Origin of the sequence: Collinsella aerofaciens (assembly GCF_015555045.1) — a bacterium.
GTDB lineage: Bacteria > Actinomycetota > Coriobacteriia > Coriobacteriales > Coriobacteriaceae > Collinsella > Collinsella aerofaciens_W.
This window is the reverse complement of the sequence record NZ_JADNJQ010000044.1, coordinates 1-11,589: the sequence shown is the minus strand read 5'-3', so window position 1 is coordinate 11,589 and position 11,589 is coordinate 1. Positions and strand designations below refer to the sequence as shown.

Sequence of the window (11,589 nt, the reverse complement as noted above, 5' to 3'; positions counted from 1 at the left end):
GTCTCAAGAAGGAGTAACATCGGGACTTGCAGCGACGGACCTCAGGACACTCTTACACCACGTCTGCGCGCGCGACCTAGCTGTACATTATCAAGGCACTATTTTGCCGTAAAATAATGTGACTGGATTTGCAACAGTACTCATATTTGGCATTTTTTGCCCACCGGGGCTAGCGAAGGTCAAAAACAGAGTGCGCATTTGCTAAAACTGCCGACTCGATGCACTCTGCGTCACAATTCTTGAGCGAGGCGATGCGTTCTGAGGTCCTTGTGAGCGATCTGATGAGCGACTGTGCGCTTGTTTCTGTGTTTGGCTCGGCTGGTGCATCGGTCTCGAGCAGTAAACGATCGAGTGGAATCTGTCGGGCGTATTCGCGACCGCGCTTGGTGGCGAGCATACGCTCGTTCACGGAAAAATAGCAGCCTGCGTTTCGCGCGCGGACGAGTTCGTCCGAAGTACCGCTAAACCAGTGGAAGATGATAGCGGGGGAGTCGGGGTTTGGGATGAGTGGTCCATGCGATTCGAAGACGTCCAGTACGGCTCCTGCTGAACGAACGGCGTGAATTGATATCACGCGTCCGGTAAGAGGATGCTGCGCGAGCGCATCGCAGAGCCGGTCGAGTGCCTGTATTTGTAGCGGCTCACTTCCAGCAAAGCGCGCGGAAAAGTCGAGTCCCACCTCGCCGATGTAGCGCTCTTGGGCTGCAACTTCGCAAAGCAGATTGACTTCGGCAAAACCACAGTGGCCATCGGCGATCCACCAGGGGTGGAGGCCGACGCCCGCGATAATGTTTGGGTAGCGGCTGGCCCGCTTTTTTGCTGCCGTGAAGTCGCGTGGGTTGACCCCGCAATCAAAGACCACCAGCCCTTTAGCAGCAGTTTCGTCGGCAACAGCATTCGGGTAAGTCATCAAATCAAGATGGCAGTGTGCATCAATTAACCGGGGCTCCATCGCGGCGTACTCCGCTAGTCCAGGCGCTGGCCATCGGCGCGCACGTGCTCGGTGCCGCGCCCACTGATCTGGCGGATAACCTCGCCGGCAATCATCTGACCCATAATGGGCGGCATAAAGCTGGCGGTTCCGAGCTCGGTACGCTCGTGGATATTGGAAGGGTCGCGGGGCTGTGTCTTAACCGATTCCTCGCAGCTAAACAGTACGTGCAGGCTCTTGATGCCGCGTTTCTTGCATTCTTTGCGCATAATGCGGCTCATAGGGTCACGCACCGTATCGAAGATGTCGGCAAAGCGGAGGCACTCGGGATGGAGCTTGTTGGCCCCGCCCATGGAGCTAACCAAACGAATGTCGTGGTCCTGAGCATATTTGGCAATGGTGAGCTTGGCCGAGATGGTGTCGATGGCGTCGACGACGTAGTCGAGCTTGCCGTCCGTCTGCTCCAAAACGCTCGCGAAGAACTCGTCGATGTTGTCGCTCAGCAGGTATTCGGTGCGTTTGATAACGGTGGCGGTGGGATTGATGTCGTGGATCATGGCTTCCATAACATCGACCTTGCGCTTGCCGATGGTGCTGTGAAAGGCGATAGCCTGGCGATTGATATTGCTGGGCGCGACGATGTCCTTGTCCAGAATGACGAAATGACCAATGCCGCCGCGGGCGAGTGCCTCGCAGCAGTTGGAGCCCACGCCTCCGCAGCCGAGCACCAACACCGTAGCATCGGCGAGCTTATCGAGTGCCTCGCGGCCCATGATGATCTCGAGCTTGGTGTCGCGTGTCTCGATGGGTGAAGCGGCTATGGTTTCGGTCATGGATATCCTCCGATGGGGAAGCGAATCGTGTTTTAGCTATTGCCATTATAGGTAATCGCCCATAGGTTGCGACGGCGCTTACTTTGATGTGGTTTGAAGCATTGAGATTAGATAGTTAGACAAACATCTAAATATCGAGTATAGTGTGCGCGTCATGAGAGATGATGAGAGGAGGTCTTATGCCGGGAGAGGGTTTTAAGGCGCTGGCCGATCCTACGCGGCGGCGCATTTTGGAACTACTGCGCGAGGGCAATTGTACGGCCGGGGAGCTTGCCGAGCATTTTGACATTAGCAAGCCGTCACTGAGCCATCATTTGGCGACGCTTAAAAACGCCGGGTTGGTAACCGACGAACGTCATGGTCAAAACATCGTTTACAGCTTAAACACCACCGTCATGCAGGACTTGATCGGTTGGTTTATGGGCTTTACAAACACGGAAGGTGATAAGGATGAATAACGAAAACAAGGGCATTCACCCCACGGGGGTATCGTCGCGCGTGTGGATTGCGCTGGTCGCTCTGTGCGTCGCCAATGTCGTAGCGCACTTCATGGTGATGCCGAGCTTGCCGGCGCAGATTCCCACGCACTGGGGCGCGAACGGCGCCGTCGACGGTTGGGGTCCTAGCTGGATGGCATCGGCGCTCGGGGCATTGCCGCTGGCGCTTCTCGCAATGTTCCGCGTGGTGCCGCGCATCGATCCCAAAGGTGAGGCATATCGAACCTCGGGCAAGTTCTATCAGGGCTTCGTAATCGCCTTTACCTTGTTCATGTGCGCCATAAGCTGGCTGGGAGAGCTTACGGTCTGGGGCGTGGTGCCGGCGGTCGGTTCGGTTAACGTGCTGATTTCCGGTGTTGTCGGTTTGCTGTTCATCGGCGTAGGCAACTACTTGCCGCGTGTGAAGCAGAACTATACGCTCGGTATCAAGACACCTTGGGCGCTTGCCGATCCCGAGAACTGGCGCCGTACGCAGCGTTTTGGCGGTGCCTGCTTTATGGTGCTGGGTGTTGGCCTGATTGCGATGGGCGTGGCAGGTGCGGTGCTTTCGAGTGAAGTTGTCGCCTCGGTGATTGCGGTTCTGGCGTTTGGTTCGGTCGGAGCCGTCTACGTCTACTCGTATCTGCTGTGGCGCAAATCGCAGCGAGCCGCTCGCTAAGGTTGCGGAAAACTAGCGTACGCAGTTCATGGTATGTTCTGGGGGATTTTTCCCAGGTAGTATTAGGGGGTATGGGCAACCATGCCCCTTTTTCGTTAAGTTTCAGAGCCAGTTTTCTCATTTCGTTTCCACTAAAGCGAATCAAGAATAGGGAAACAACAGGTAGAAAGGATAAAACAGACAAATGGCGGAGTTTATCTACCAGATGTATCAGGCTCGCAAGGCCCATGGCGACAAGGTAATCCTTGACGACGTGACCCTGAGCTTCTACCCCGGTGCCAAGATCGGCGTCGTGGGCCCCAACGGTATGGGCAAGTCGACCCTGCTCAAGATCATGGCCGGCATCGAGGAGGTCTCCAACGGCGATGCCAGGCTTACCCCCGGCTACACCGTGGGCATCCTGCAGCAGGAGCCGCCGCTTGACGACGACAAGACCGTCATCGAGAACGTGCGCATGGCGTTTGGCGACATGATCGCCAAGGTCGATCGCTTCAACAAGATCGGCGAGGAGATGTGCGATCCGGACTGCGACATGGACGCCCTCATGGCCGAGATGGGAAAGCTCCAGGACGAGATTGACGCCGCCGACGGCTGGGATATCGATTCCAAGCTCGGCCAGGCCATGGACGCCCTGCAGCTGCCCGATTCCGACATGCCGGTCAACGTGCTCTCTGGCGGCGAGCGCCGTCGCGTGGCCCTGTGCAAGCTGCTGCTCGAGGCTCCCGACCTGCTGCTGCTCGACGAGCCCACGAACCACCTAGACGCCGAGTCGATCCTGTGGCTCGAGCACTTCCTGCACAACTACCAGGGCGCGGTGCTTGCCGTCACACACGATCGCTACTTCCTGGATAACGTTGCCGAGTGGATCTGCGAGGTCGACCGCGGTCACCTTTATCCCTACAAGGGCAACTACTCCACGTATCTGGAGACCAAGGCCGCCCGTATCGAGGCGCAGGGCAACCGCGACGCCAAGCTCGCCAAGCGCATGGAGGCCGAGCTCGAGTGGGTGCGCAGCTCGCCCAAGGCCCGTCAGGCCAAGAACAAGGCCCGTCTGGCTCGCTACGAGGAGATGGAGGCCGAGGCCCGCGCAAGCCAGAAACTCGACTGGACCGACATCCGCATCCCTGTGGGCCCGCGTCTGGGCAACAAGGTGCTTGAGGCCCATCACCTGCACAAGGAGTTCGACGGCCGCGTGCTCATCGATGACCTTTCGTTCACCCTGCCGCGCAACGGCATCGTGGGCGTCATCGGCCCCAACGGTGTCGGTAAGACCACGCTGTTCAAGACGATTGTGGGTCTGGAGCCGCTGACTTCGGGCGAGCTCGAGGTGGGCGAGACCGTCAAGATTTCTTACGTCGACCAGAACCGTTCCGGCATCGATCCCGATAAGAACCTGTGGGAGGTCGTCTCGGACGGCCTGGACCACATGATGGTCGGCGAGACCGAGGTTCCGAGCCGCGCTTATGTGGCGAGCTTTGGCTTTAAGGGCCAGGACCAGCAGAAGCGCGCTGGCGTGCTCTCCGGCGGCGAGCGCAACCGTCTTAACTTGGCGCTTACGCTCAAGCAGGGCGGCAACCTGCTGCTTCTCGACGAGCCCACGAACGACCTCGACGTCGAGACGCTGTCCTCGCTCGAAGCGGCGCTGCTCGAGTTCCCGGGCTGCTCGGTGGTCATTAGCCACGATCGTATGTTCCTGGACCGCGTCGCCACGCACATTCTGGCGTGGGAGGGCACCGACGAGAATCCGGGCAACTGGTATTGGTTCGAGGGCAACTTCGAGGCCTATCAGGCCAACCGTATCGAGCGCCTGGGCGAGGACGCAGCCCAGCCTCATCGTATCCACCGCAAGCTCACGCGTGACTAGATCGTTACGCGGTTTTCCAAACCGCGTAACTGCTCGACGCTGCGCGGGCCGCAAACACCCCATCTTGCCGTTCAAGCCGTCGCTCGCGTACCGAAGTACGCGTCGCTCCTCTTTCACGGCAACCTGGGGCACTTGCGGCCCGCTCGCTGTTGGTTGCGCAACATCAACAAATAAAAACGGCTCAAATCCTGATTTGGATTTGAGCCGTTTGTCGTTACTGCTCGGGTTTTTCGACTTTATCGATGGTCCAGGCGGCTCCGAGGCCGCCGGTGGTGTTGCGGCGGATACGCACGGTAACCTCGCGGCGCTCGCCGGCCTGCGTGTAGTGCAGGGGGAAGCTTGCGCGGTTTCGCGCGGCCTCGATGGTACCGCGCTCGCGGGCGATCCAGTAGTACTCGCCGACGATGCCGAGCGTGTCGGCGCCGTAGGGGAGATAGGTCGACAGCTGGTGCAGAAGCGGGCCGGGGCAGAAGACCTCGGTTGCGAAATCGATGGGGAAGTCCTTGGGGATGGTCGGTGCTGCGGGTGCGGGGGCCGGTGCTGCAGCGGGGGCCGGAGACGGTGCCGGTGCGGGAATTTGGTCGCAAACAGCGGCGGGCACGGATTCGATGACGGGTGCGGGCTCCGGCGTCGCTTCCGGCTTGATCGTGGAATCTGCGGGCTCCAGCGTCGTCTTCGGCTTGGTTGTGGAATCTGCGGGCTTCACGGTGACGGGCGCGTCTGCAACTGCGGTTTCAACCTCAACCTGCGTCGCGTTCTCGTTCTCGACGCTCGACTTTGCCTCGATGGGCGTGGATGCCATGGTGGTTATGCCGGCGTTTGCGTTCTCGGGGTCATAGACGACCGTGAGCGAGATGGCGGGCTGCGGCGTCTCGGGCTCCGGCGTCGACTCGGTAGCGTCTTGATCGGCGGGCTCGTCGGACTGATCGTCCTCGGCCTCGTCGCCAAAGACATCGCTGTTTTGGAGCGCAGACGCCTCAGGTTGGCTAGCGGCTTCTTCTGTTGTCGACTTGGGAGCCTCGTTGAGCTCCGCAGTGGCTTCCTGCTCGGATATGACTTCGGGATCGGTCGTGGCAGCGATTTCGGTTTCGGCTTCTGCCGTTACCTCAATAGCGACTTCGATTTCTGTCTCGGGCTCGGGCTCCGGCACGACTTCGGCCACGGGCTCGGGATGCTTAACGTGCTTGGGACGCACGGCCTTGAGGTCCTTCTCGCCGCGCTTTTTCTTTTTGTAGGACTGCTTGGCACCCTTGGCAGCCTTGGGCTTGTCCTCGCCCTTGGCAAGGGCGGTATCCCAGGCCTCGTTGGCGATGACCGTGGCATACAGGCGACCGCCCTTAAAGACGGTCAGCTTAATGCAGTCGTCGAGCTCCTCGAGTAGCTCGCGCGTGGACTCGAAGCCCAGGTCATAAGCGGCCATGTCACCAGCGGCGAGTGCCTCCTCGACCTGCGTCATAAACGTTTGCTTGCCGCATCCGATTGCGTCGCGCAGCAGGCGATACAGATAGATGTGGTTGCCCAGCGAAAGTGTGGGCCTAACTATTGTCTTGCTCATGGCAAATCTCCTCTTTACACACCAAAGCATCTTACCATCGCGCGGGGCTTGCTACCTCGTCGCCTAAGGCAAACGGGCGCGACCGTTGCCGGTTCGCGCCCGTTATGCAGGTCGGTTATCTATGAGGGGCAACGCGCTTAGTTGCCCGATGCTGTGCCTTGGCTCGAGCTGTCAGATGCCGTGCCGGACGCGGTTCCGCTCGAGCTATTCGAGCTGTCGGTGTTGCCGTTGTCGGTAGATCCCGTGCCCGATGTATTGCCGCTCGTCTGGTCGCCCGTGCTCGGTTGAGAGCCGTCAGTCGTTTGGCTTGAGTCGGTTGTGCCGGATTGCGTACCGCTGTTGTTCACAGAGGAATCGGCGCCCTGCGATTGATCGGAGGTGTTCGGGGGCGAATCGGTAGATGCGGAGGTGCCCTGCGAGTCGTCCTGCTGGCTTTGCGATTGACCGGAGCTATCCGCGTCGTGCTCGGCCGTACGCGACGAAAGGATTGGCTCGGGGCGCTCGCCCAGACCCTCGCCGGCGGTGGTGATAAGGATGGCGCCGGCGCAGGCGATGACCGCGACGATGGCGATGGCGATCGAGAAGACGATGACCTTCTTTTGCGTCTGGCTGCGCTCTGCCGCCGCCTTGGCGCGCAGGCTGTCGGGAGCGACGCGCGCCGTGGTCGCGCGCCCCGCAATCTGGCGCATCTCCTGCGTAGTCGCGGCGCCGCCTAGGTGCTCCTCGGCATTAAACTCAACGGGCTCGTAGGCGCCGGCAGGGTAGTCGACGGCGGCGTGCGTACCTTTGATGGCTTCGGCGCTGGCAGAGATAAAGTGGCGGTAGACCTGCGATGACACAACGGTGATGACCGAGCTCACGGCGGCACCAATTACTGAACCAGCGATACCGATCTTGGAGGCAAGCGCGACGCTTGTGGCGGCAGCCGCGGCGCCGGCGATGATCTGGGGAATGGAAATGTCGTCGAACAGGCCCTTTTTGGGCGCGATGGCCATGGTCTGTCCGATGGAATGGTTCTCGTGCACGCCGTTGTTGAGCGATGCCGGCGTCATGACGCGCGTGCGCGGCGCGTCGGTGTACTTGGTTGTCATACGGGGTCCTCCCGGTGTAAATCTGCTTCGTTTCATGTAGCCATCAGGGTACCCACCAGATGTGAATCGTACGTGACATTTAACAGATACCATCAACTCATCAAGGGGGGGGGCTTGCTGTCTTTGGTGCAATAGCTTGATGCTAAACTGGATTTACGATTGTGAGGTGGTTTACGTGATGTACCCGTATATGACATTCGAAGACGGTACCGAGGTCGTTCATTCTGACCTGATAACAGATGGGGATATCGAAAAGGTTATCGCGCATTTTGAACGACCGACGGCAGAGGGCTTCGACTCCGCTCGTTGTGAGTTGCCTTCCTGTTCGTGGACTGACTGGGAAGGGCATTTTACTCAGAGTGAAAAACGAGCTTTCGAAGAGTGTTTGAGCAAATCATTTAGATTAGTTCGAGTTTAGTTCGAATATAGAAGTCGAATGCGATGACCTAAAGCGTATGCATTTTTAGTATTAGATGCGTATGAAATGGAGGATGTGAATGGATGAGCTAATAGACTTTAAAAAACGATTTCTCAAGAATGGCGAGCTGGTTTCAATTCCAAAAAAGGAAAGCTATAAAAGAATCATGCTGCTATGGACCGTCTCTTTCTTTGAATTAAATACAAGTTATACGGAGCTTCAGGTTAATCGTGTGCTGTCACAGCTCTATCCTGATTATGCCGTGTTGAGGCGGTACTTGGTTGATTATGGATTCCTATTAAGGGATGAGCGAGGCCTGAAATACGAGGTTAATCGTGATGTTCACGGTATTGAGAGCTAGCCGTCCGGTTCGGGTCCTATATATTGCTAGAGGGATAAGCGAAATAGGCAATTGGTGTGCGAATATTGCTTTGCCAATGCTGATTTACGAGGTAACTCACGATGTTTCTGCAACTGCTTTGATGGTCTGCTGCAGATTTGCCCCCTCTCTGTTTTCAGTTGCGCTCGCGCAGCTGCCTCAGAAGATGGGTATCGGGACACTGCAGGCCATGAGATTGGCAGACTTAATTCGCGCGGGATTATTCGTTTGCTATATTTTTGTTGATAGTAAATGGAGTATGTTTGCTATTACGTGCGCGGTATCGCTTTGCCGAACGGTTGAAATGCCCTGCTTTTACTCGTTGTTAAGAGCCAATACGAATAGTATCAATCGCGACGTAATTAATAATTCGTTTGGGTTTCTGCAGAATTTGATGATGGTTCTGGGGCCAGTTGCCGGCGGTTTTGTTGTCGCTCAATTTGGGGCGGAGGCTGTTCTTGCATTAGACGCGCTTTCTTTTGCCGCGTCGTTCTGGTTGCTGCGAGATGTTCCGTCGGTTATCGAGGTTAATGATAAAGAGGGGATAAGCAAAAATGAAAAAAACAGGACTGCATTTAGTGATCTTAGCGCGAAGCACTTGGCAATTGGTTTCCTATTAATCGATATTTCTAGTGGCGTGGCATTCGGCTCTCTGAATTCTCTTTTGCCAGCTATTGCGCAATTGCAATTTGACTCGTCATCGATACAATACGGATTCCTTCAGAGTAGTCTTACAATCGGACTGTTGTTCGGAAATACAATATATGGTCGTTTAATTAGTGGTTCCGATTGCGTTAAATCATATTGTTTTGTGACGTATCTTGCGCTCGGTGCGTATCTGGCGTTTGGCTATCGCTATGCGTCTGGGATATCGTTTATTTTCCTTTTTATCGTCGGTGCCGGAAACGCCATTCAAGATGTGCTTCTCATAACATCGCTGCAGGATTTGGCGAGAGACGAATCTGAATCGATAAGCCTGTTTTCAATTAGGGAGTCTTTGCAATCGGTTGCTGTTGTTATTTCAACACTCCTTGTTTCGCTGTTCACGAGCATCGCGATGTTCTCAATTCTCGTTACAGGACTTGGTGTATTTTCAATTATGATGGTAGTTGTGTTTCAATTGAATTATTTGCGAAAGATGTGACGTTGATATGCCTAAAACGCTTTTAGTATTTCCCCCAGGATGGAGTCCAGTGGGGCCGTATCTTGCCTTGCCTGTTTTGAAGTCATATCTTCAAGAGGTTGAACAATATAAAGTTGACATCGTTGACTTAAACGTGGAATTTTACGATGACCTCCTATCTTTTAGACATGTCGAAGAGTGCTGTAAAAGGTATCGGGAATCAAAGGATTCGTTTAGTTCGAATGTTCAATTAACAATCGAGTTGATACAAAAGTCAGCACTTAATGTTGACGAGGCAAAAGATATTTTCAGATCGAAGAGATACTTTAATCTAAAAGAAAGACAATATGCTGAAAACATTTTTAGAAATGCACTCTATATCATAAATCACGTCTCATATGGAGTTAAATACACGTTCAACTCCATAGATCTGCCCTATGATTATTATTCGACACCAGAAATAATGAAATCGCTTGCGGATACCTTGCATAATCCGTTTATTTCCTTCTATGAAACTGCCTTTCTTAAGCGTATTCAGAGGGAAAAAATCGAGTTTATTGGGATTTCGGTGAGCGGCTGTTTCCAATTGATTTCTGCAGTTACGTTAGCGAAACTGATTAAAGATGTTAGCGTCGGAATAATTTAGCCAAATATAGTCGGCCGAGATTGACCAATCCCGGCCGACCCATTTTAGCCAACACGCCCGCATCTATGTCTTTCCTATCGCTTCCCTACATCCCCTCGGGCTGGATCCCCCTCACCTTCACCGCCTGGGGGACGGCCTCCACCGAGTAGGTGTCGAGCCCTCTGCCGCGGTAGCTCGGGCCCCGCATCACGAACACCGACGCCTTGTCGAACAGCCTGTCGAGGGCGCAGAGGAGCGTGTCGTCGCCCGTGAAGAACTCATCCCACCCGCTCGGGGCGATGTTGCTCGTGAGGACCATCGCGTTCGGCCCCTCCTTCTCGTAGCGCCTGTCGACGACATCGAAGAACAGGTCGGTGCACGGCCTGTCGTAGACGCATCTCCCCACCTCGTCCACGATGAGGCACGACGGCTTGACGAGCGAGGAGACGACCCGCGAGGTGTTTCCCCGCTGGACGGCCTTCTGGAACCTGTCCCTGAGCTCGGTCGCCTTTATGTAGTAGGTCTTGAGCCCCCGCATGCAGCACTCGCGCCCGTAGGCCTGCGCGAGGTGCGTCTTCCCTATGCCGCCGGGCCCGACGAAGGCGACGTTGCGGTGCGCGTAGAGGTCGGCCAGCGACAGGAGCTTGCCCAGCGCGGCCGCGTCCCGGCCCTGGATCCTGGAGAAGTCGAAGCCCTCGAAGGTCTTGGGCTCGCGCCTGGGCAGCCTGCTCAGCCTCAGCAGCGTCTCGATGGAGGCGAGCCTCCTCTTCTCCGCAAGGTAGGAGAAGGTGGCTGCCACGGCGGCCATCTCCCCGTCGCCGAGGTCGAGGTCCGAGGCGAGGGTCGCGAGCTCCTCCGCCCCGACGGCGATCCCGAGCCTCGACGCGGCGTCGCTCGCGAGCTCGTAGGGGCTCGCCCCCGCGCCCGCCATCATTCGGCCCTCCCGAAGTCGAACCTCTCGAAACCGGGCTTCGCCCGGGACGGGGCGATCTGCTCGACCACGGTCCCGACCGGCTGGGTCGGCAGCTCCTCGGGCTGCGCCGGCGATGTCTCCCACTGGCCCTCGCACCAGCTGTCGGCGCCGGCGCCGACGGCGTGGGCGACGAGCTCGCGGGAGAGGTCGTGTTAGCGTCAATCTATTTTTCACCAGTTTCGCTAAGCAGGCGCGCCGTTTACGCAAAGGCGGTTTCACCGGTTGCGCTAACGTATTTTCACCGATTCCGGTCACGGCTTGACGGGGCCGTCCCTCGGCAGGTTCTTCAGCCTGTAGGACCTGCCGGTTATCTTGACCAGGTGGCAGTGGTGGCACACCCTGTCCGCGATCGCGCTCGCCGCCACGTCGTCCCCGAACACCCTGCCCCAGCCGCTGATCCCCACGTTGGTGGTGATGATCGTCGAGCGCTGCTCGTAGCGCGTCGATATCAGCTGGAACAGCAGGTCCGCGCCCGCGCTGCCGACGTCGAGGTAGCCGAGCTCGTCGATGATCAGCAGCCTCGAGTGAGCGTAGTACTTGAGCCTCTTCTTGGATTGGCTACACTGATGTGGACAGTTCCGGGAGGGGCGCAGGAGACGGGAGGGCCGTATATGAGGGACCCCAGGCACCCGAGGCATTTCA

Annotated in this window: 12 protein-coding genes; 6 read left to right on the top strand and 6 right to left on the bottom strand. The window is 56.9% G+C overall.

Annotation, left to right across the window (positions count from 1 at the left end; genetic code table 11):
- Nucleotides 1-169 precede the first annotated feature (169 nt).
- Together I2E45_RS10015 and I2E45_RS10010 are read right to left on the bottom strand one after the other, a co-directional pair.
- Entirely contained in the window at nt 170-952 is a 783-nt protein-coding gene (locus tag I2E45_RS10015) for a TatD family hydrolase (protein WP_195445957.1), read from the bottom strand.
- Nucleotides 953-966: 14 nt separating this feature from the next.
- The gene (locus I2E45_RS10010) at nt 967-1,764 is read right to left on the bottom strand and encodes a tRNA threonylcarbamoyladenosine dehydratase (protein ID WP_195445956.1); all 798 of its coding nucleotides are present in this window, start codon (nt 1,762-1,764) and stop codon (nt 967-969) included.
- 179 nt (nt 1,765-1,943) lie between these two features.
- Between I2E45_RS10010 and I2E45_RS10005 the strand changes: the two genes are divergently transcribed.
- The 3 genes from I2E45_RS10005 (at nt 1,944) to ettA (ending at nt 4,783) form a co-directional block, all read left to right on the top strand.
- A complete protein-coding gene (locus I2E45_RS10005; protein ID WP_022094448.1) occupies nt 1,944-2,222 on the top strand; it encodes an autorepressor SdpR family transcription factor in 279 nt (92 codons plus the stop codon).
- A complete protein-coding gene (locus I2E45_RS10000; RefSeq protein WP_195445955.1) occupies nt 2,215-2,919 on the top strand; it encodes an SdpI family protein in 705 nt (234 codons plus the stop codon). Before I2E45_RS10005 ends, I2E45_RS10000 begins: the two co-directional genes overlap by 8 nt.
- Nucleotides 2,920-3,103: 184 nt before the next feature.
- Entirely contained in the window at nt 3,104-4,783 is a 1,680-nt protein-coding gene (gene ettA, locus I2E45_RS09995; protein ID WP_055251458.1) for an energy-dependent translational throttle protein EttA, read from the top strand.
- Nucleotides 4,784-4,997: 214 nt separating this feature from the next.
- Here ettA and I2E45_RS10520 read toward each other — a convergent pair whose 3' ends face one another.
- Both I2E45_RS10520 and I2E45_RS09975 read right to left on the bottom strand, forming a co-directional pair.
- On the bottom strand, nt 4,998-6,338 hold the full coding sequence (locus I2E45_RS10520; protein ID WP_267472650.1) for a hypothetical protein: 1,341 nt from the start codon (nt 6,336-6,338) through the stop codon (nt 4,998-5,000).
- A gap of 137 nt (nt 6,339-6,475) precedes the next feature.
- Nucleotides 6,476-7,429, bottom strand: a complete 954-nt coding sequence (locus tag I2E45_RS09975) for a hypothetical protein (RefSeq protein ID WP_195445952.1) — start codon at nt 7,427-7,429, stop codon at nt 6,476-6,478.
- A 497-nt stretch (nt 7,430-7,926) separates the two neighbouring features.
- On the opposite strand from I2E45_RS09975, the gene I2E45_RS09970 reads away from it, so the two are divergent.
- The 3 genes from I2E45_RS09970 to I2E45_RS09960 are packed head-to-tail and all read left to right on the top strand — an operon-like array spanning nt 7,927 to nt 9,995.
- The gene (locus I2E45_RS09970; protein ID WP_138374643.1) at nt 7,927-8,208 is read left to right on the top strand and encodes a DUF2087 domain-containing protein; all 282 of its coding nucleotides are present in this window, start codon (nt 7,927-7,929) and stop codon (nt 8,206-8,208) included.
- Nucleotides 8,186-9,370, top strand: a complete 1,185-nt coding sequence (locus tag I2E45_RS09965) for an MFS transporter (RefSeq protein WP_229026278.1) — start codon at nt 8,186-8,188, stop codon at nt 9,368-9,370. Before I2E45_RS09970 ends, I2E45_RS09965 begins: the two co-directional genes overlap by 23 nt.
- A 7-nt stretch (nt 9,371-9,377) precedes the next feature.
- Nucleotides 9,378-9,995, top strand: coding sequence for a hypothetical protein (locus I2E45_RS09960; protein ID WP_195445951.1), 618 nt, complete (start codon nt 9,378-9,380; stop codon nt 9,993-9,995).
- An 85-nt stretch (nt 9,996-10,080) separates the two neighbouring features.
- On the opposite strand, the gene I2E45_RS09955 is transcribed toward I2E45_RS09960, so the two are convergent.
- Entirely contained in the window at nt 10,081-10,905 is an 825-nt protein-coding gene (locus I2E45_RS09955) for an ATP-binding protein (RefSeq protein ID WP_229058934.1), read from the bottom strand.
- A gap of 293 nt (nt 10,906-11,198) precedes the next feature.
- The coding region (locus I2E45_RS09950; RefSeq protein ID WP_229058933.1) for an ATP-binding protein at nt 11,199-11,589 on the bottom strand (391 nt) is incomplete at its 5' end.

What these genes read in the sequence shown, in the direction of transcription:
- I2E45_RS09970 (WP_138374643.1), top strand. Translation starts at nt 7,927, where the DNA reads ATGGATGAGCTAATAGACTTTAAAAAACGATTTCTCAAGAATGGCGAG.
- I2E45_RS10015 (WP_195445957.1), bottom strand. Translation starts at nt 952, where the DNA reads ATGGAGCCCCGGTTAATTGATGCACACTGCCATCTTGATTTGATGACT.
- I2E45_RS09955 (WP_229058934.1), bottom strand. Translation starts at nt 10,905, where the DNA reads ATGGCGGGCGCGGGGGCGAGCCCCTACGAGCTCGCGAGCGACGCCGCG.
- I2E45_RS10005 (WP_022094448.1), top strand. Translation starts at nt 1,944, where the DNA reads ATGCCGGGAGAGGGTTTTAAGGCGCTGGCCGATCCTACGCGGCGGCGC.
- ettA (WP_055251458.1), top strand. Translation starts at nt 3,104, where the DNA reads ATGGCGGAGTTTATCTACCAGATGTATCAGGCTCGCAAGGCCCATGGC.
- I2E45_RS10520 (WP_267472650.1), bottom strand. Translation starts at nt 6,338, where the DNA reads ATGAGCAAGACAATAGTTAGGCCCACACTTTCGCTGGGCAACCACATC.
- I2E45_RS09975 (WP_195445952.1), bottom strand. Translation starts at nt 7,429, where the DNA reads ATGACAACCAAGTACACCGACGCGCCGCGCACGCGCGTCATGACGCCG.
- I2E45_RS10000 (WP_195445955.1), top strand. Translation starts at nt 2,215, where the DNA reads ATGAATAACGAAAACAAGGGCATTCACCCCACGGGGGTATCGTCGCGC.
- I2E45_RS09965 (WP_229026278.1), top strand. Translation starts at nt 8,186, where the DNA reads ATGTTCACGGTATTGAGAGCTAGCCGTCCGGTTCGGGTCCTATATATT.
- I2E45_RS09960 (WP_195445951.1), top strand. Translation starts at nt 9,378, where the DNA reads ATGCCTAAAACGCTTTTAGTATTTCCCCCAGGATGGAGTCCAGTGGGG.
- I2E45_RS10010 (WP_195445956.1), bottom strand. Translation starts at nt 1,764, where the DNA reads ATGACCGAAACCATAGCCGCTTCACCCATCGAGACACGCGACACCAAG.